Origin of the sequence: Rheinheimera soli, from assembly GCF_021290985.1 — a bacterium.
In the GTDB taxonomy this organism is placed as follows: Bacteria; Pseudomonadota; Gammaproteobacteria; order Enterobacterales; family Alteromonadaceae; genus Pararheinheimera; species Pararheinheimera soli.
This window is the reverse complement of record NZ_JAJOYU010000036.1, coordinates 1-19883: the sequence shown is the minus strand read 5'-3', so window position 1 is coordinate 19883 and position 19883 is coordinate 1. Positions and strand designations below refer to the sequence as shown.

General features: G+C 46.6%; 17 protein-coding genes. 12 read left to right on the top strand and 5 right to left on the bottom strand.

All coding sequences use genetic code 11. The features are described 5' to 3' along the window. The first annotated feature begins 93 nt into the window (after positions 1-93). A complete protein-coding gene (trhA, locus tag LSG37_RS18450) occupies positions 94-747 on the top strand; it encodes a PAQR family membrane homeostasis protein TrhA (protein ID WP_233081317.1) in 654 nt (217 codons plus the stop codon). Here trhA and LSG37_RS18445 read toward each other — a convergent pair. Then, entirely contained in the window at positions 744-3953 is a 3210-nt protein-coding gene (locus LSG37_RS18445) for an ATP-binding protein (RefSeq protein WP_233081315.1), read from the bottom strand. The two genes, trhA and LSG37_RS18445, sit on opposite strands and share 4 nt — an antisense overlap. Before the next feature lie 289 nt (positions 3954-4242). On the opposite strand from LSG37_RS18445, the gene trxB reads away from it, so the two are divergent. From trxB to infA, 4 genes are all read left to right on the top strand, one after another. Continuing rightward, positions 4243-5199 (top strand): thioredoxin-disulfide reductase, encoded by a 957-nt coding sequence (gene trxB, locus LSG37_RS18440; RefSeq protein ID WP_233081313.1) that lies wholly within the window; start codon positions 4243-4245, stop codon positions 5197-5199. Positions 5200-5226: 27 nt separating this feature from the next. Next, positions 5227-5940, top strand: a complete 714-nt coding sequence (gene aat / locus LSG37_RS18435; RefSeq protein ID WP_233081311.1) for a leucyl/phenylalanyl-tRNA--protein transferase — start codon at positions 5227-5229, stop codon at positions 5938-5940. A gap of 1 nt (position 5941) precedes the next feature. Beyond that, on the top strand, positions 5942-6655 hold the full coding sequence (locus LSG37_RS18430) for an arginyltransferase (protein WP_233081309.1): 714 nt from the start codon (positions 5942-5944) through the stop codon (positions 6653-6655). Between the two features lie 95 nt (positions 6656-6750). After that, positions 6751-6969, top strand: a complete 219-nt coding sequence (infA, locus tag LSG37_RS18425; protein ID WP_008610216.1) for a translation initiation factor IF-1 — start codon at positions 6751-6753, stop codon at positions 6967-6969. Between the two features lie 97 nt (positions 6970-7066). Here infA and clpA read toward each other — a convergent pair whose 3' ends face one another. Together clpA and clpS are read right to left on the bottom strand one after the other, a co-directional pair. Continuing rightward, entirely contained in the window at positions 7067-9322 is a 2256-nt protein-coding gene (gene clpA, locus LSG37_RS18420; protein ID WP_233081307.1) for an ATP-dependent Clp protease ATP-binding subunit ClpA, read from the bottom strand. A 48-nt stretch (positions 9323-9370) separates the two neighbouring features. Then, complete coding sequence (gene clpS, locus LSG37_RS18415) at positions 9371-9691, bottom strand: ATP-dependent Clp protease adapter ClpS (protein WP_233081306.1); 321 nt, start codon at positions 9689-9691, stop codon at positions 9371-9373. A 254-nt stretch (positions 9692-9945) separates the two neighbouring features. Here clpS and cspD point away from each other — a divergent pair, with 254 nt between their 5' ends. Further along, positions 9946-10167, top strand: coding sequence for a cold shock domain-containing protein CspD (gene cspD, locus LSG37_RS18410; RefSeq protein WP_046518730.1), 222 nt, complete (start codon positions 9946-9948; stop codon positions 10165-10167). A 394-nt stretch (positions 10168-10561) separates the two neighbouring features. On the opposite strand, the gene LSG37_RS18405 is transcribed toward cspD, so the two are convergent. Further along, positions 10562-12784 carry an NADP-dependent isocitrate dehydrogenase gene (locus tag LSG37_RS18405; protein WP_233081304.1) on the bottom strand — a complete coding sequence of 741 codons (2223 nt, stop codon included), beginning with the start codon at positions 12782-12784 and terminating at the stop codon, positions 10562-10564. A gap of 365 nt (positions 12785-13149) precedes the next feature. Here LSG37_RS18405 and LSG37_RS18400 point away from each other — a divergent pair, with 365 nt between their 5' ends. From LSG37_RS18400 to LSG37_RS18380, 5 genes are all read left to right on the top strand, one after another. Beyond that, the gene (locus LSG37_RS18400; protein WP_233081303.1) at positions 13150-13617 is read left to right on the top strand and encodes an NUDIX domain-containing protein; all 468 of its coding nucleotides are present in this window, start codon (positions 13150-13152) and stop codon (positions 13615-13617) included. 100 nt (positions 13618-13717) lie between these two features. Next, entirely contained in the window at positions 13718-14818 is a 1101-nt protein-coding gene (gene mnmA, locus LSG37_RS18395; protein ID WP_233081301.1) for a tRNA 2-thiouridine(34) synthase MnmA, read from the top strand. Between the two features lie 3 nt (positions 14819-14821). Continuing rightward, complete coding sequence (gene hflD, locus LSG37_RS18390) at positions 14822-15460, top strand: high frequency lysogenization protein HflD (protein ID WP_233081299.1); 639 nt, start codon at positions 14822-14824, stop codon at positions 15458-15460. A gap of 9 nt (positions 15461-15469) precedes the next feature. Then, positions 15470-16840: an adenylosuccinate lyase gene (gene purB / locus LSG37_RS18385; protein ID WP_233081297.1), complete on the top strand. Its 1371-nt coding sequence runs from the start codon at positions 15470-15472 to the stop codon at positions 16838-16840. A 68-nt stretch (positions 16841-16908) separates the two neighbouring features. Beyond that, positions 16909-18063 (top strand): ribosomal protein uL16 3-hydroxylase, encoded by a 1155-nt coding sequence (locus LSG37_RS18380; RefSeq protein ID WP_233081296.1) that lies wholly within the window; start codon positions 16909-16911, stop codon positions 18061-18063. Between the two features lie 123 nt (positions 18064-18186). Here the strand turns inward: LSG37_RS18380 and LSG37_RS18375 are convergent, their stop codons facing one another. Then, positions 18187-18612, bottom strand: coding sequence for a DUF4826 family protein (locus LSG37_RS18375; protein ID WP_233081295.1), 426 nt, complete (start codon positions 18610-18612; stop codon positions 18187-18189). Between the two features lie 70 nt (positions 18613-18682). Between LSG37_RS18375 and LSG37_RS18370 the strand changes: the two genes are divergently transcribed. After that, positions 18683-19867, top strand: coding sequence for a Leu/Phe/Val dehydrogenase (locus LSG37_RS18370; RefSeq protein ID WP_269836661.1), 1185 nt, complete (start codon positions 18683-18685; stop codon positions 19865-19867). Positions 19868-19883 lie beyond the last annotated feature (16 nt).

The window sequence follows — 19883 nt, the reverse complement described above, 5'->3', positions numbered from 1 at the left end:
CCCTATCTGCCGAAAATAACGAATCAGGCTGGTTGCTTTTATCCAGCCAGTGTTAACATGGCGTTTTCAACCACTTAGAACGCCATACAGAAGATGAAAGCAGCGACCAGTTACAGTGCATCAGAAGAATTAAGCCATGCCATCAGCCATGGTCTGGGGGTGTTAGCCAGCATCATTGGCTTGTATCTGATGCTCCAGCTCAGTGCTGATACTGATTTCTGGCGTCAATTAAGCAGTTGGGTCTTTGGCCTGAGTTTAATTTTATTGTACGGCAGCTCTACGTTGTATCATGCCATTGGCAATCTGCAGCATAAGCTGTGGCTCAGAAAACTGGATCATTCGGCTATTTTTATTTTAATTGCCGGCACCTACACCCCTTTTACGCTGGTCAGTTTAAGAGACAATTGGGGCTGGTGGTTATTTGCCCTCGTCTGGAGTATTGCGCTGGCTGGCGTACTGTTAAAACTCTTTACCGGTGCTAAATATCAGAAATTATCTCTGGCTATGTATCTGATGATGGGCTGGATAGTGATAGTAGCTATCGATCCTATGCTGACCTATGTACCAGCAGCAGGCATGTGGTGGTTGTTGGCGGGTGGCTTGTTTTACTCAGGTGGCGTGCTGTTTTATGTGCAAAAAACTTTGTTTATGCATCATTTGATCTGGCACTTATTTGTACTCTCCGGCAGTGTTTGCCATTTTCTGGCTGTGTACTTTTATGTGTTGCCACCGTCAGTGGCGGCTTAAACCGACTCTGACTGCTGCTCTTGCGTCAGCGGTAATTCGAACCAAAACAACGCACCTTGGCCTGGTTCACTGTCAAAACCAATAGTGCCATGATGAGCCGCAATAATAGTTTTGCAAATGTTCAAGCCTAACCCTGTGCCTTCAGCTTTGCGGCTGCTGGAGCCATCTGCCTGAGAGAATTTTTCAAAAATACGGCTGCGGAAATTATCCGGAATACCAGAGCCTTGATCCTGCACAGCAAAACGTATAAAACCGGCGTTTTGGCTTAACTGCACCATGACGGTCTGGCCTGAACTGGAAAACTTAATGGCATTAGACAATAAATTATCCACCACTTGCCTTAATCTGGTTTGATCAGCAACCAGCCGACAGTCTTCCAGCTGCACCTGAAAACTCACCTGATACTTGGCAGCATAAGGCGCAATACTATCCAGCGCCTGAAGCACAAGCTGTTTCATGTCAAGCGTTGCAAAAGACAAACTAAAGTTACCAGACTCAAACTTTTGCAAATCCAGTAAGTCGTTAATCAGCTGCGATAATCGTTCACTGTTGCCCAAAGCAGTGTGCAGCAAGTGCTGGTAATGCTCTGAATTCTGGTCCACAGCCTTACTGGCGATTAATCCGACCGCACCACGAATAGAAGTTAAAGGTGTGCGTAGTTCATGGCTGACCGTAGAGATAAACTCATCTTTTAGGTTATTCAGCCGTTTGAGCTCTCTGTTATTTTCGGCCAGTTGCGACAAACTCAGCTCCAGCTGTCGTGAGCGCAGAGACAAAGTTGCTGTACTGTCCTGCAGCGCTTTGGTCCGTTCTTCGACCATCGCCTCCAGTACCGTCTGGTTATTGGCTTTTTCCTGCACTGAATGCTGCAGCAGCTTGTTAATTTGGCGCATATGCCGCAGCCGGTAAGCGTGGCCACCCAACAGCAACAGCAACAAGACCAGAGCAATAGCTGTCACGACCCAACCTCGCTGCCACCATAAAGGCAGCACTTCGATACTCAGTACCTGAGCCTTATCAGCAAATAAGCCATGCTGGTTTGAACCCAACACCTTAAACTGGTAGCTGCCTGGCTCCAACTGACTGTAATTCACTTTGGTATAACCGGTATTGTGTTGCCAGCTGTTATCTACCCCTTCGAGTTGATAAATAAACTGGTTGCGTTTGGGGTCGTGGAAATCGAGGCTGGCCAGCTCCAGACTAATACTCTCACCGGGTTTTAATTCGATATGAGACCATGGCCCTTGCATAATGCCGGTTTTAAGCTTTTTTTGATCAATCCAAATGGCTGAAATACGGGTGTTGGCTTTGTGATGATTCAACCAGAGTCGTCCAGCGTTCATTATCGCCAGGCCCCCTGCGGTGCCCAGATACAAGTTATCGCGTTTGGATACCGAAAACGCTTTGAAAATCATTTCTTTACTATTAAGGCCGTCTTGTTCTGTGAAGGTCGTTAAGCGCTCTTGCTGGTAAGGTTTTAGGGTTAAACCATAAGCCGAAAACAGCCAGATATTGTTTTGTTTATCAGTGTAAGCCCCCAATAATTCAGTGCTCGGAAGTTTTACCGCTTCTACCAGCACCGAGACTATGCGATTTTGCAGATCCAAACTTAACAAGCCACTTCTGCTGCAAATCAACACCGTATTCTCCGGACCTAGTGCAAGACACTGAATATCTGCAGCCTGATCAGCAGGTAACAGTTGGGTCAGTGACTGTAATTGTCCTGTGCCAGGATCCAGCACAAATACACCCGAATAGCGGGTACCCAACCAGATTTGCCCCTGGATTTGTTGTACCACCTGCACAGCATCACCCACTTTCTGTTGGGCCATGTCCTGCAGCCAGTGCTGATGCTCTCCAGCTGGATCCCATCGCATCAACCCATTTTGCCATAAGCCCAGCCATACACTGCCATCAGGCAAGCTAATGAGATCCCGCACATTTTGCAATTGAGAGCTGTTGGGCCTTAGCCCGGGATCGAGCTGCACCAGTTGCTGCTTTGTCTCATCAAACTGCCACAAGCCGTTGTCCAGGCCTAGGTATAATTCTCCCTGACTGGTTCTGGTGATTGCATTGACCCGGGCTGAAGTTGCAAAAGAGGCAGCAGCGCCTGTGCGTCGGTTAAGCTGATAAAACTGATCCGCTGTACCTAACCATAAAAAATCATCTTCCACTTTGACCGCAGTGAATTGCTCAGTAGCCAAAGCAGCGGCCTGTTCGCCCCATTCTGTCAAATCAGTAAAAGCAGACGGCTGGTGCCGGCCGTAGAACAAGCCTCTCTCTCTGCTGCCGACCCATAACAAACCACTGCGGTCGACCAACAAAGAACGCACATTAACACCAGGTAATAATTTAGCCTGATCACCAAAAGGTTCAAACCGACCTGAAGCCAAAGATAGTTTATAGACACCATCAAAAGTACCGACCAACATATTCCCTTGTTGATCACTGACCAACACATTGATAATCGGCGCATTGGCATCGTTATAAAAAGGCACGACACGAAACTCCGACGACGCAGGATCAAACTGAAACAAAGCACTGCGCCCGCCTACCCACAACTTGTCGCCATAAGCAAACAAGGTGCGCATTTCATTGTTGACGTTGTGTGGACCAAAAGCCTGATAGGCAACACTGAGGCCATCTTCTGCTGTCCATTGATGTAAACCATTGCTGGTCGCAATCCAGACTGTGCCATCTTCGCTTTGTTCCAGCGCCCAGATCCGCTGATGGATCAAGGGTTGAGCACTGTCTTCGGCACCTATAGTTAGTAATTTTCCATCAGGTAATAAGCGCTGCAGGCCCTTGTTCGTGCCTATCCATAAGGCTCCGGAATGGTCCATCAATAAACTTTGAATGTAGTTGCTGGCAAGAGGCAAGCCACTGTCTGCTTGATCAGAATAATGTGTGATCTCCCCGGTGCGGATATTCACCTTGCTTAGCCCCATCCCCCAACTGCCCACCCAGAGTTGATCGTTCTGGTCAATCAACAACGCATCTATATCAGGCACTAGCATATTTTCGCTGACGGAGGCTGGCAACACATCAAAAGCTTCCAGTTCGTAGCCGTTGTAACGTAATAAACCAGTATTGGTCGACCCAAGCCAGATATAGCCATCATCATCCTGCACTATTTTGTAAATGCTGGCATTGGGCAAACCATCATCCACACTAATACGGGTAAAGTGAGCTTCAGCGGACAGCACAAAGCTGCAGCTCAATAGCCACAAATACAGAACATAATGGACCTGCCTGAATATCATCAATTCAGACCTCTTGAGTAAAAAAAGCGGCACAGAAGATAGTGCAATTTAAACCTCTGCGGAGGACCAGCAGCAAATTAGGTGTAAACAAACAATACCATAGCACGGGATCCTTGCCAGAGCCTGAATTGGAAAAAATGCGGTTGTGCTTTATCTCGCTATTGCAATGCCATAAAATCGGCCCCATTAACGATTCAACTGAATACATCATTGAAAAATGCCGGAGTAATGCATGTCCACTATTAAACACAGCCGTTTATTGATTTTAGGTTCAGGCCCAGCGGGCTACACTGCGGCTGTTTATGCTGCGCGCGCCAATTTAAATCCGGTGCTGCTGACCGGTATGCAGGCAGGCGGCCAATTAACCACCACCACTGAAGTAGAAAACTGGCCGGGTGACCCGCATGGTTTAACAGGCCCTGCGCTGATGGACCGCATGAAAGCTCATGCTGAAACCTTCAACACTGAAATTTTGTTTGATCATATCCACACTGTAGATTTCCAGCAGCGTCCATTTATTCTGACTGGTGACAACGGCCAGTACAGCTGTGATGCTCTGATTATCGCTACAGGCGCTTCAGCCAAATACTTAGGCTTACCTTCAGAAGAAACCTACAACGGCCGTGGCGTGTCTGCCTGCGCCACTTGTGATGGTTTCTTTTACCGCAATCAAAAAGTTGCAGTGGTAGGTGGTGGTAATACGGCGGTAGAAGAAGCGCTGTATTTAGCTAATATCGCCTCAGAGGTGCATTTAGTACACCGTCGCGACACCTTTAAAGCGGAAAAAATTCTGGTTGACCGCTTAATGGCCAAAGTCGCTGCGGGCAACATTATTCTGCACACCCACCGTGAACTGGAAGAAATTCTGGGTGACGATATGGGTGTCAACGGCATGCGCTTAAAATCAACCAACGGTCAGCCGACTGAAGATGTGGCTGTAGCTGGTGTATTTATCGCTATTGGTCATAAACCAAATACCGACATTTTTGCCGGTCAGCTGGAAATGAACGGCGGTTACCTGAAAGTGCATAGTGGCACTGAAGGCAACGCCACTCAAACCAGTATTGAAGGTGTATTTGCAGCCGGTGATGTGTCGGATCATATCTACCGTCAGGCTATTACCTCGGCTGGCACAGGCTGTATGGCCGCTTTAGATGCTGAGCGTTATTTAGACGCTTTGGCTAAATAAGTTTCCTGAACTTTTAAAGGGTAAATAGTGGTGATTTATTTACCCGAATTATCAAAAGCATCACTTGAATTTCCTCCGGTCAGTCAGGCTCTGACTGAACCGGATGGTTTATTGGCGATGGGTGGCGATTTATCGCCAGAGCGTTTGCTAAAAGCCTATCAAAGCGGCATTTTCCCCTGGTTTAGCCCAGGCGACCCACTGCTGTGGTGGAGTCCGTCAGAGCGCGCCATTTTTAAACCCGGCGTATTAAAACCTAACCGCTCTTTGCGTAAGCTATTACACCATTCCAGCTTTCAAATCAGTATCAACAAAGCGTTTCCGCAGGTGATTCGAGCCTGCAGTGCACCCCGCGCTTCGCAACAAGGCACCTGGATAGTCCCCGACATTCAACAGGCCTATATTGCGTTGCATCAACAAGGTCATGCTCACAGTGTTGAAGTCTGGTCTGAAGGCGAACTGGTCGGTGGTTGTTATGGTGTGATGGTTGGTCAGCTGTTTTGTGGCGAGTCGATGTTTAACACTTTGCCCAATACCGCAAAAATTGCGCTGGCGGCCTTGCAACAGCATCTGTCATCCTTTGCAACAGGCTATATTGATTGTCAGATGATGAATCCTTTTTTACAGCAGTTAGGAGCAGAGCCTTTGTCGCGCAGAACCTATCTGACCTTGTTAGCCAATCATAAAAGCTTGCTCTGCCCCGTTGATAGTTGGCGTGTGCAGGATATTTTGTTGGAGCTTTAGGATGTCAGGCTTAAAACTTGGGGTCAGTCAGCAACAGCCATGCAATTACCTGCCCGACCGGCAGGAGCGTCTGCTTTTTACTCTGCCGGACGAGCCTCTGGATGCGCAGTTTTACCAGCAGCTACTGACGCTGAATTTCAGACGCAGCGGTGAGCAGATTTATACCACCTACTGTGAAGGCTGCCAGCAATGTCAGTCGGTGCGACTCGAAGCAACAGCATTTCAATTGAACAGCAATCAACGAAGGCTTTGGAATAAAGCCAAACGCACGAGCTGGCGATACCAGTTGGTACAACACAGCAATACAGAAGATTGCACAGAAAAATACTATGCCTTGTACCAATCCTATATAGACACTAAACATGCCGACAGCTCGATGTCGCCGACAAGTCCAGAGCAAATGTCGTATTTATGGCAAGCTGACTGGTTGAAAATACAGTTTTTAGAACAATACATAGGCGAAGATCTAGTGGCTGTGACCGTAGTCGACACCACTGCCGATGCCTTTTCCGCTGTCTACACTTTTTATCAGACTGGCCATGCTTTGGCTTTTGGCACCCTGGCGATTCTGGCGCTGATTGAACAAGCCAAAACAGAAAACGTCCATTTTGTCTATCTGGGTTATTACATCCAACACTGTCAAAAAATGAGTTACAAGGCAAAATTTTTACCACAACAACGCTTTATAGCCGGAGAATGGCTCTCATTTCGCTAAATCTGTCTATCTTGCTTTACTTATCTGCCCTTTTTCGGCAAAATCTGCGGCAGTTTTTTGAACTAATGAATTTAAATAAGAGGCTGGCACGCTGAATGGCGAAAGAAGATGTAATTGAAATGCAAGGGACTATCTTAGATACCCTGCCAAATACCATGTTTAAGGTCGAGTTAGAAAACGGCCACGTAGTTATTGCCCATATTTCAGGCAAAATGCGTAAAAACTACATTCGCATTCTGACAGGTGACAAAGTCACTGTTGAATTAACTCCTTACGATCTGACCAAAGGTCGCATCGTGTTCCGTCAACGTTAAGATTTGCCGGAACCAGATAGCGCTAACGCTATCTGCTTTAAAGAAAAACCCGGCCAAGCCGGGTTTTTTCGTATTAAGTTGCTTAGCTAAGCTGTGATCACACTAAAGCTTCTTCTTCGTTATAATCAAACTCCAGCTCGTCGCCTTTCAAGTCAATCCGCACATCACCGCCGTGCGCCAGTCGTCCAAACAAAATTTCGTTGGCCAAAGGTTTTTTCAGCTGTTCCTGGATCACCCGAGCCATAGGACGAGCTCCCATTGCCTGATCGTAGCCTTTGTCGGCCAGCCATTGACGGGCTGCACCACTTAACTCCATCGAGACTTGTTTTTTATCCAGCTGCACCTGCAAGTCGCAAACAAACTTATCAACAATTTGCAGAATAATGTCGCGGGATAAATGTTTAAACCAGATGATACCATCCAGACGGTTTCTGAACTCAGGGCTAAAAGTCCGGTTAATTTCGGCTAACGCATCATGGCTGTGATCCTGCTGTTTAAAGCCTATGGTTTTACGCACCGTCTCCTGCACACCAGCGTTGGTGGTCATCACTAAAATCACATTACGGAAATCCACTTTACGGCCGCTATTGTCGGTTAACGTGCCATGGTCCATCACCTGCAACAAAATATTGTAGATGTCAGAGTGTGCTTTTTCGATTTCATCCAAAAGCACCACTGAGTACGGATGTTTTAATACCGCATCGGTCAGCAAACCGCCCTGATCAAAACCAACATAACCAGGAGGCGCACCAATAAGGCGGCTGACCGCGTGGCGTTCCATATATTCGGACATATCAAAGCGCAGCAGCTCTACGCCCATAATTTTGGCCAACTGCTTAGTCACTTCTGTTTTACCAACCCCTGTTGGGCCTGCAAATAAGAAGTTACCAATAGGCTTTTCTTCGTTGCCCAAACCAGAGCGGGATAAACGAATGGCCGAAGTTAAGACTTCAATAGGTTCGTCCTGACCAAAGACCACCATTTTCAGGTTACGGTCTAAGTTTGCCAGCGTATCTTTATCGGACGCTGACACTGACTTTTCAGGAATACGCGCCATCTTGGCAATAATGTGCTCAATTTCCGGCACATTAATCACTTTTTTACGTTTGGAGACAGGCAATAACCGCTGACTGGCACCGGCTTCGTCAATCACATCTATGGCTTTATCCGGTAAATGCCGTTCATTGATGTACTTGGCCGACAACTCAGCGGCAGCACGCAGCGCTTTTTGGGTATAACGCACACCATGGTGCGCTTCGTAACGCTCTTTTAAGCCTTGCAGAATTTGGGTGGTGTCATCCACGCTAGGTTCAACCACATCAATTTTCTGGAAACGGCGCACCAGCGCTGTGTCTTTTTCAAAGATGTTTTTGAATTCCTGATAGGTGGTTGAACCTATGCAACGTAAACGACCACTGGATAACAGCGGTTTAATCAGATTGGATGCATCCATCACACCACCGGACGCAGCACCTGCGCCAATAACCGTATGAATTTCATCAATAAACAGCACTGCATCTTTTTCGTTTTCGATTTCTTTCAGCAAAGACTTTAAGCGCTTTTCAAAATCGCCACGGTATTTAGTACCGGCCAGCAAGGAGCCCATATCCAGTGAATAAATAGTGGCATTGGCAATGACTTCAGGCACCTGATTATTGACGATGCGATAAGCCAGGCCTTCCGCAATAGCGGTTTTACCCACCCCTGCTTCACCGACCAGTAGCGGGTTATTTTTCTTGCGGCGGCATAACACCTGAATCGTACGCTCCAACTCCATATCGCGGCCAACCAATGGATCAATCTGGCCATTTTTCGCCAGAATATTCAGGTTCGCTGTGAAGCTTTCCAAGTATTTGTTTTCTTCAATCTGCACATCACCGTTTTCATCTTGCTGCTCGTCCTGCTGCTCGATTTTTTCGGTTTTAATCACGCCATGAGAAATGTAATTAACGATATCAAGGCGGCTGATGTCGATTTTTTTCAGCAAATAAACGGCTTGAGATTCCTGCTCACTGAAAATAGCGACTAAAACGTTGGCCCCTGTGACTTCCGATTTACCTGAAGACTGCACATGAAACACCGCTCTTTGCAGTACACGCTGAAATCCGAGCGTAGGCTGCGTATCACGGTCTGTGTCATCTTCTGGCAACAAAGGGGTGGTTGAATCGATAAAATGCGACAGATCGAGCCGCAGGCGGTCTATATTGGCACCGCAAGACTTTAATGCCTCACCAGCTGCCGGGTTATCCAATAAAGCCAATAATAAATGTTCCACCGTCATGTACTCATGACGCTTTTCCCGCGCAAACCGAAACGCCAGATTTAAGGTTAACTCAAGATCTTTGTTCAACATACAACATCACTCCTAATCCACCTGAGTTACAACAGCAGTTGTTTGGCGTTAAGCCCGCTCCATAGTGCATAACAATGGATGCTCGTGCTCTTTCGCGTAAATGGACACTTGCTGAACTTTGGTCTCCGCTACCTCGGCCGTGAACACTCCACAAACCGCCATCCCCTCGTAATGCACCTGCAACATAATTTCACTGGCTTTTTCATATTGCATATTAAAAAACCGGGTTAACACATCAATGACAAAATCCATAGGAGTGTAATCATCGTTGTGAAGTATCACTTTATACATAGAGGGAGGTTTCACCTGTTGCCGGGTTTTCTCTACCACTCCATGATCTATTACGTTGTTTTCTTTATAACCGCTCATAAACTATAGCCACGCCTGTTCAAAGCATCAAAATTGCATTGATGTATTTTTTTGCCGGACCTAAAGCCACTACAGGCTTTGCGGCCACTTTGTATCCCTACCTTATAGATAGTACCTGCAACCTCTGTTTACAAGTGGGTAAAAAACTTGACTAGTTGCACAAATTATCTACAGTAAATGGTGGAGTCTGCCCGCAGCTCCCTGTTGCACCGTCTTAGAATACAGAATTTAGCTAACTTAGAGAAGGAAGTAGTATGGCTACCGGTAAAGTGAAATGGTTCAATAATGCCAAAGGATTTGGGTTTATTCGTGAAGATGGTCGTGACGAAGACATTTTCGCCCATTATTCGACCATTAACATGGATGGCTACCGTACGCTGAAGGCCGGCCAGGATGTGGTGTTTGACCTGTCTGAGGGCCCAAAAGGTTTACATGCAGTAAATATCGCACTGCCAGAAGGTCACAAACCTGAATAACCACCTGAAGCTCACATATCTATATGAAATGCCGGCATAAGCCGGCATTTTTCTTTATTCGCTGCCATCCCTGGCGCTCACCCGTTCGGGCCAACGCTTCGCGTTGTTAAAAAACATTCCCGATGTTTTTTTATTCGCTGCCATCCCTGGCGCTCACCCTAGAGGGCCATCGTCGCTTCGCTCCAATGTTAAAAAACATTCCCGATGTTTTTTTCCCCTTCGTACTTGAAGCTGCAGCGTTGTTGGCCGCACTCCTCGCCCCAGTCACATAGGACAACTATGCTCCTGGGGTCTCGCGCGTTTGCCGCCTAGCTGCAACATCAATTACTTTGAGGAATATCTACGTAAAAAGGCGCACAAAGCGCCTTTATTTACACAGGATGATTGTCCGAAATTACAGTGCAGCTAAGGCCTGGTTAAAGGTATCGCTTGGGCGCATTGCTTTTGATGCTAAGGCATCGTCTGGTTTGTAGTAACCACCGATATCCACTGCTTTGCCTTGTACAGAATTTAATTCCTGCACAATTTTGGCTTCGTTTTCTGCTAAAGCTTTAGCCAGTGGAGCAAATTGAGCAGCTAAAGCTGCGTCTTTGCTCTGTGCTGCCAGAGCTTCAGCCCAGTAGAAGGCCAGATAGAAATGGCTGCCACGGTTGTCCAGCTGACCCAGTTTACGGGTTGGTGATTTATCGTTATCCAGGAACTTGGCTGTGGCTTGATCCAACGCATCAGCCAGTACCTGAGCTTTGGCATTGCCAGTGACCTGACTTAAATGCTCCAGAGATGCAGCCAGCGCCAGGAATTCACCTAACGAATCCCAACGTAAGTGGTTTTCTTCAACAAACTGTTCAACATGCTTAGGCGCAGAACCACCAGCACCCGTTTCAAACAAACCACCACCATTCATCAGAGGCACAATAGACAGCATCTTCGCGCTGGTGCCTAATTCCAGAATTGGGAATAAATCAGTTAAATAGTCACGTAATACGTTACCTGTGACAGAAATAGTATCCAGACCTTCTTTGATGCGCTTTAAGGTATGACGGGTGGCGTCTTCCGGCGACATGATCTGAATATCTAAACCTGTGGTGTCGTGATCTTTTAAGTAACGTTCTACTTTAGCAATCAGCTGAGCATCGTGAGCACGGTTTTTATCTAACCAGAATACAGCAGGCGTTTTGCTTAAACGGGCACGATTGACCGCCAGTTTCACCCAATCCTGGATTGGAGCATCTTTGGCCTGACACATACGCCAGATATCGCCTTGCTCAACATTGTGTTGAATCAGCACAGTACCAGCAGCATCAACGACACGCACCTGACCCGCAGCTTTGATTTCGAAGGTCTTATCGTGTGAGCCATATTCTTCCGCTTTTTGCGCCATTAAACCAACGTTTGGCACTGAGCCCATAGTACGAGGGTCAAAAGCACCGTGTTCGCGGCAGAAATTGATAGTTTCCTGATACACACCGGCGTAGCAACGGTCAGGAATAATAGCTTTGGTGTCTTTTAATTTGCCGTCCGGGCCCCACATCTGGCCAGAAGAGCGGATAGCTGCAGGCATAGAAGCGTCGATAATCACATCGCTTGGTACATGCAGGTTCGTAATGCCTTTATCTGAGTTCACCATCGCCAGAGCTGGTTGTTTGGCATACACAGCTTTGATATCGGCTTCAATTTCAGCTTTTTTATCGGCTGGCAGCTTGGCGATTTTTGCGTAGACATCACCTAAACCGTTGTTGGCATCTACACCTAATTCAGCAAAGGTAGCGGCGTGTTTTTCAAAGACGTCTTTGAAGAACACTGTCACCACATGACCAAACATAATAGGGTCAGACACTTTCATCATGGTGGCTTTTAAATGCACTGACAGCAGCACATCTTTGGCTTTTGCATCCGCAATTTCTGCAGCGATAAAATCACGCAGTGCTTTTTTGCTCATGGAAGAAGCATCAATGATTTCACCAGCTTTCACCGCAGTTTTTTCTTTCAGTACAGTTACGCTGCCATCAGCTGCTACATGCTCAATACGCACTTGGCCTGCTTCAGCAATAGTGACTGACTTCTCGCTGCCGTAGAAATCACCAGAACTCATATGAGCCACATGAGATTTCGACTCTTTGCTCCATGCGCCCATAGAATGCGGGTTTTTACGGGCATATTGTTTAACAGAAGCAGGAGCACGACGGTCAGAGTTACCTTCACGCAGCACAGGGTTTACCGCGCTGCCTTTCACTTTGTCGTAACGGCTGCGGGCTTCTTTTTCTTCGGCAGTTTTTGGATCTTCTGAGTAATCAGGCAGTTTGTAGCCTTTGGCTTGCAGTTCTTTAATTGCAGCCACTAACTGTGGAATAGAAGCACTGATATTGGGCAACTTGATGATGTTGGCTTCAGGCGTATTCGCCAGTTCGCCTAAACCTGTTAAGGCATCAGGTTGACGCTGTGCTTCAGTCAGAAATTCAGGGAACAAGGCAACAATACGGCCAGCCAGAGAAATATCCTGAGTTTCAATTTCGATATCGGCAGTTTTGGCAAAAGCCTCCACTACAGGTAAAAAAGAATAAGTGGCCAGTGCCGGGGCTTCGTCCGTAATAGTGTAGATAATTTTTGAGGTGGTCATATCGTTTCCTGGATTTACAGCAAAATTGAGTCGTTTGATAGGCAAACCTCTATGTCGAAGTGCCTATGCTGTTTAAAACGTTACAGTTACTCGCGGTGTGCGAGTATAACAGCGCTATTCGCAAGAACCTAGTCAGGGACAGCGCTTTACGACAGAAGTAGTAGAGGCTCAAGCCCTGTCGCGCTTTATCCTACCTAATTGTCAGGCGAAAAAGCACTAGCCTGCGGCCCGACCACTGTGGCAACTTTAACGATTTATGGGCGTTTTGCGTCAATTACAACAAAAGATCGGTTTTTTTGTTCATATATGGCATAAAGATCAGTGTTTCTGTTATTTACGCCACTTTTCTTTTATCCGGAGTTTCTATGTCCCGTCCTTTATTGCATTTAACTGTGGCAGCCGTGTTGTATTTTCAGGGCCGTTATTTATTGGTGGAAGAAAAAGATAAAAGCTCTGGCCGCCTGGTGTTAAATCAGCCAGCGGGTCATGTCGAAGAAAATGAAGACTTAATCAGTGCTGTAAAAAGAGAATTACAGGAAGAAACCGGGTTGAGCTTAGAACCTGATGCCTGGCTTGGCATCTCTCAGCTCAAAGCCGCCAATGGGCATTTTTATGTGCGGGTGAATTTTGTCTTTACCCCCACCGAATTACCCGTTGTTTATCAGCCGCAAGATGAGGATATTCTGGCGCTGCACTGGTTAAGTCTGGCCGAGCTCAATACTCATGCCCTGCCCGTGCGCAGTCAACTGGTGCTGGATGCCATTACGCAGTTTGAACAAAAGCAGCTACTACCGCTCAATCAGATTAAAAACGTAGTCACTCAGTCAGATTAGAAACACTGTCGCATATTCCGGCTTATTAACATTTTTTGGCAAAGAATTTGGTGCTATAATCCGCGCCCGTTCCCATCCAGCCAGTAAAAAGTGCGGTGTAATGTCAGATAACAGCAGCAAAAAAGTCATTGTCGGTATGTCCGGTGGTGTTGATTCCTCAGTGTCCGCCTACCTGCTGATACAGCAAGGGTATCAGGTCGAAGGCCTGTTTATGAAGAACTGGGAAGAAGATGACGACAGCGAATACTGCGCTGCTGCTGATGACTTAAGAGATGCTCAGGCGGTCTGTGACAAGCTGGGTATCAAGCTGCATAAAGTTAATTTTGCCGCTGAATACTGGGACAATGTGTTTGAATATTTCCTTGAAGAATACAAAGCTGGCCGCACGCCGAACCCGGATATTATGTGCAACAAGGAAATTAAGTTTAAAGCTTTCCTTGAATTTGCCGCCGAAGCTTTAGGTGCGGACTACATAGCCACAGGCCATTATGTACAGCGCCGCGAAGTTGAAGGCCATTGGCAGTTATTGCGGGGTCTGGATACCAATAAAGACCAAAGCTATTTCCTCTACACCATAGGCGAAGAACATGTGGCGCAAACCCTGTTCCCTGTCGGTCATCTGGAAAAACCTCTGGTGCGGGCTATTGCTGAAGAGCAAGGTTTAATTACGCACGATAAAAAAGACAGCACTGGCATCTGTTTTATCGGTGAGCGTAAATTTAAAGATTTCCTGCAAAAATATCTGCCGGCTCAGCCTGGTGATATTTACACAGTAGACGGCGATAAAATCGGCCAGCACGATGGCCTGATGTATCACACTTTAGGTCAGCGCAAAGGTTTACGTATTGGCGGCTTAAAAGATGGTGATGATCAGCCTTGGTATGTGGTGTCAAAAGATTTGATCAATAACCGTCTTATTGTCGCTCAGGGCCATGACCATCCGAGCATGTTCTCCAAAGGTTTAGTGGCAAACCAATTGCACTGGGTCGATCGCACTGGCCCGCAGCAGGTGCTTCGCTGCACTGTCAAAACCCGTTATCGTCAGACCGATATTCCATGCACCCTGACCCCAATGCCCGACGGCACTGTGGTTGTGGTATTTGATCAGCCTCAAAAAGCCGTTACCCCGGGTCAGTCTGCTGTGTTTTACAGCGACGAGATTTGTTTGGGTGGTGGCATTATTAATTCGGCCATACAGTAACTTATGCAACACAGTATTCAGACTCAAACCTTAGCTCTGGCCGGTATGTGCCAGGCACTAAAGCTTTTACAGCAAGTCACCCGCACTAACGATGTGGCATTGACTGATTTACAGCTGTGTTTAGCCAGTATCGCCAATTTATCCCCGGCTGAACCTTTGGATATTTATGGCAAAGATGTGGCGAACCTGCGCGCTGGTTATCAGTGTCTGGTGGAGCAGCTAGGTGACAATCAACGCAAAGATGTGGAACTGACCCGGTATGTGGTGTCCGTCATTGCGCTGGAGCGTAAGCTGACAAAAAACCGTGACAATCTGGATAATCTGGGTAAACGTTTATCCCGTTTAGAGCAGCAACTGCAGCATTTTGCTATTACCGATGAAAACATCATTGCCAATCTGGCCGACATTTATGTCGAATGCATCAGCTCTTTAGGCACCCGAATTCAGGTCGCTGGTCAGCCAGAACTGCTAAAGCAGCAACTGGTACAGCATAAAGTTCGTGCTTTGTTATTAGCAGCTATTCGTGCCGTGGTTTTATGGCGCCAGTCCGGTGGCAGTCGTCTGCATTTTATTTTCAAACGCAAAGCCTTGCTTAATGAAGCCAAATCCGTTTTACACACTATTGCCCCAACCCATTCATAGGAGCACCTAATGGAATTATCAGCATTAACCGCCATCTCCCCTGTAGATGGCCGCTATGGCTCAAAAGCCAGCGAGCTGCGTGAGTTTTTTAGTGAATATGGTTTAATCAAATTCCGGGTGACTGTGGAAGTGCGTTGGTTGCAAAAATTAGCAGCCACAGCAGCTATCACTGAAGTTCCTGCTTTATCCGACAGCGCTAATGCATTGTTAAACGGAATTGTCGACAATTTCAGCCTTGCTGATGCGCAGCGTGTGAAAGACATTGAGCGCACCACCAACCACGACGTCAAAGCTGTTGAATACTTATTAAAAGAAAAAGTAGCTGATCATGCCGAATTGGCTGCAGTTAGTGAATTTATTCACTTTGCCTGTACTTCAGAAGATATCAATAACCTGTCGCATGGTTTGATGTTAGGTGCTGCCCGTGACGAAGTGTTGTTGCCTTTGTGCGATCAGTTATTAAACGAAATCAAAACCTTAGCCCAAAAGTACAAAGCTATTCCTATGATGGCCCGTACTCATGGTCAACCCGCCTCTCCAACTACCTTAGGTAAAGAGATGGCGAACGTGTATATGCGTTTAAAGCGTCAGCGTGAACAAATTGCCAAGGTGGAACTGCTGGGTAAAATCAACGGTGCAGTGGGTAACTACAATGCGCATTTATCCGCTTACCCTAACCTGAACTGGCATCAATTTGCAGAAGAGTTCGTGACAAGCTTAGGTTTAAGCTGGAACCCGTACACCACGCAGATTGAACCACATGACTATATTGCCGAGCTGTTTGACGCCATCGCGCGTTTCAACACTATCCTGCTCGACTTCGACCGTGACGTTTGGGGTTACATTGCCTTAGGTCACTTTAAGCAGCGCACTATTGCCGGTGAAATTGGCTCGTCGACTATGCCGCATAAAGTGAACCCAATCGATTTTGAAAACTCTGAAGGTAACCTGGGTCTGGCTAACGCCATATTCCAGCATTTATCCTCCAAGTTACCAGTATCACGCTGGCAGCGTGACTTAACAGACTCTACTGTGCTGCGTAACTTAGGTGTAGGTTTTGCGTACACTGTCATTGCTTATCATGCGAGCCTCAAAGGCATCAGCAAACTGGAAGTGAACGAAGCTAACCTGATGAACGAACTGGATCAGAACTGGGAATTACTGGCAGAGCCAGTACAAACAGTGATGCGTAAATATGGCATTGAACAGCCGTATGAAAAGCTGAAAGAACTGACTCGCGGCAAACGTATTACGCCAGCAGACTTAGCGGTATTTATCGATAAATTAGAACTGCCTGCGGAAGTCAAAACCGAGTTAAAAGCGCTGCGCCCGGATAACTACTTAGGTGCAGCTATCGAGTTGGTCGATTTACTGGACTAAACTAAGCTTCAGTTAGAGTTTTTATACAGGGCGATTTTATCGCCCTGTTTTTATGGTGAACCAGAACTATGTACCAATTATTTTTAAATGAATTAACTCCCCAGCAGTTTTTAACGGACTACTGGCAGAAAAAGCCTTTACTGATCAAAGCAGGCTTTAGAAACTTTATCGACCCTATCAGCCCTGACGAACTGGCAGGCCTTGCCGGTGAAGAAGAAATTGAATCCCGTATTGTCAGTAATAAAAATGCAGTATGGGATATGGAGACAGGTCCTTTTGAGGATTTCAGCCATTTAGGCGAAGAAGGTTGGACTTTGCTAGTGCAGGCCGTCGATCACTGGCATCCGCACTCTGCTGCCTTGATAGAGCCATTCCGCTTTATTCCGAACTGGCGTATTGATGATTTGATGGTGAGCTTCTCCACAGCTGGTGGTGGCGTAGGCCCGCATCTGGACCAATACGATGTATTTATTATTCAGGGCCAAGGCAAACGTCACTGGCGTGTCGGCATGCCAGATAGCAGCTTAAAACAGCACTGCCCTCACCCTCGTTTATTGCAGGTCACGCCTTTTAACGACTGCATTGATGTGATCACTGAGCCTGGTGATATTTTATATATTCCGCCGGGTTGTCCACATGATGGCATCTCTTTGGACCCGTCACTGAATTATTCTGTTGGTTTCCGTGCGCCAGCCCAAAAAGATCTACTGACAGGCTTGGCTGATCATCTGATTGACCAAGACATTACGGGTCGTCGTTTCACCGACCCAGAGCGTCAAATACCAGATTCCGTCGGTGCTATCAGCGAACAGGATCTAAGCCAGGTGCAGGACTTGTTACGCCAGTTGGTGGACGATAAAAACTTTGCTGCTCAGTGGTTTGGCAGTTATATCAGCCATGCCAAACATGAATTGGATGCAACAGAACCTGATCCACATTATGAAGCCGATGAAATTAGTGAGTATCTGGAAGAAGGATCAGTACTGGCTAAATTAGGCGGCCTGCGCACTTTGTATTATCAGGCTAATCCAGCCGAAGATATCCAGCTCTTTATCAACGGCGACCGCTTTTTAGTGCCTGCTGTTGAGCTTGAAACGGTAAAAAAACTGACGGATCAGGTTGGCCTGAGTCAGGAAGATTGCCAGCATTTTTCTGCAGATAATGGCCGTTTACAGCTGATAACACTGCTGATTAATAAAGGCTACTGGTACTTTACTGAATAAGCTTCGCTTATTCATCAGATAAAGAAACCGCCAATGGCGGTTTCTTTATCTGAGTGTGGCGAATAGATTTACTCGCTTAGATGCATCATCTGATGCTTTGTAAAGATTTATATACTCGACACCCTATTCGTTTGACGAATTCCATAGCTCTTCTTTATCAAACAAATCATACAAACTGTGCGCTCTGTTCACTAATAGATTGGCAAAATCTACCTTGGTTTTGTCTATGGCACCAGAGTTCATCACTTGCTCTGCCTTCATTTGCCAGTTTAATGAAAAAGCACGTACAGCTTCTCTGGCATCTTTTGCCGCAGACAAAGGCAAGTGATCTGTAGGTAAATCACCACTAACAACCCAATATTGTTTACGATCCTGTGCAGTAATCTTCCACACAGCCATTAATGGTGTTAAATAACGAGATTCTGACACTGCAACAGTGTCTGGCAATATGCCTTTTTCTGCCAGGTACTGGTTTGCTTTTTGGAACTGAGCACGCACCCACTCATTGTGCGCCTGCTCATGTTGTTCCGGGGTTAACTGATCTGTCATTGCGTTATTCCTCTCCTGAAGTGGCGTTACTTTATGTGACTCAATGCCGACAATCAAGAGTTGACACAAATTGTCGACAATCACCTGGTCTTACCAGACTATGTTTTTACAGATAGATGGCGAAAGTGTCGCTGAAGTGGTACATTCCGCGGCGCAAAAAAGCCCTTACCCTGCCCTGCAAGGTGCAGTGAGTTATATCAACGGAGAACAAGTCGTGGCTGTATTTAACCATCCTGAATTTGATAACCATGAGCAAGTCGTATTCTGCAGTGATGAAACCACAGGTTTAAAAGCCATTATTGCGATCCACAGCACAGCCTTAGGCCCTGCTACAGGTGGCTGCCGCATGTGGGACTATGTGGCTGATGAAGATGCCTTAGTTGACGTATTACGTTTATCCCGCGGCATGACGTACAAAAATGCCATGGCAGGTTTGCCATTAGGTGGTGGTAAGGCTGTTATTATTGGCGACGCAAAAAAAATCAAATCTGAAGCCTTGTTCCGCAAATTTGGCAAGTTCGTTCATTCGTTGAGCGGCCGTTATGTCAGCGCAGAAGATGTGAATATCACCACTGGCGACATAATGATCGTCAATAAAGAAACACCTTATGTGGCTGGTTTAGAAGGTTTAAGCGGCAACCCAGGTCCTTTTACGGCTCTAGGAACTTACCGTGGTATTAAAGCTGCGGCCAAGCATAAGTTTGGTACTGATAATCTGAATGGGCTGACTGTTGCCGTTCAGGGTTTAGGCAGTGTTGGTTTTTATCTGTGTGAATACCTGCATAAAGAAGGTGCCAAACTGATCGTAACTGATATCAACCAGGACGCTGTCAGCCGCGCCGTAGCGCAGTTTAACGCTACAGCTGTAGGCTTAGATGAAATCTATGCTGTTGACGCTGATATCTACGCTCCTTGTGCTTTAGGTGCCACAATTAACGACATCAGCATCCCTCAACTGAAATGCAAAATCATTGCAGGCTGTGCCAACAACCAGTTGAAAGAAAGCCGTCATGGTGAACTGTTACGCCAGAAAGGTATTCTGTACGCGCCGGATTACGTGATCAATGCCGGTGGCATTATCAACGTAGCGATGGAGATGCGTGAAGTGGGTTACAACGCCGAAGAATCTACAGCTAAGGTGAACCAGATTTACCATACGCTGATCAATATCTTCGAACGCGCTGATACTCAGCAAAAACCAACCAACGAAGTGGCAGATTTAATGGCGCAGGAAATTATCCGTAACGCCCGTTAACTGTATGCCCATAAAA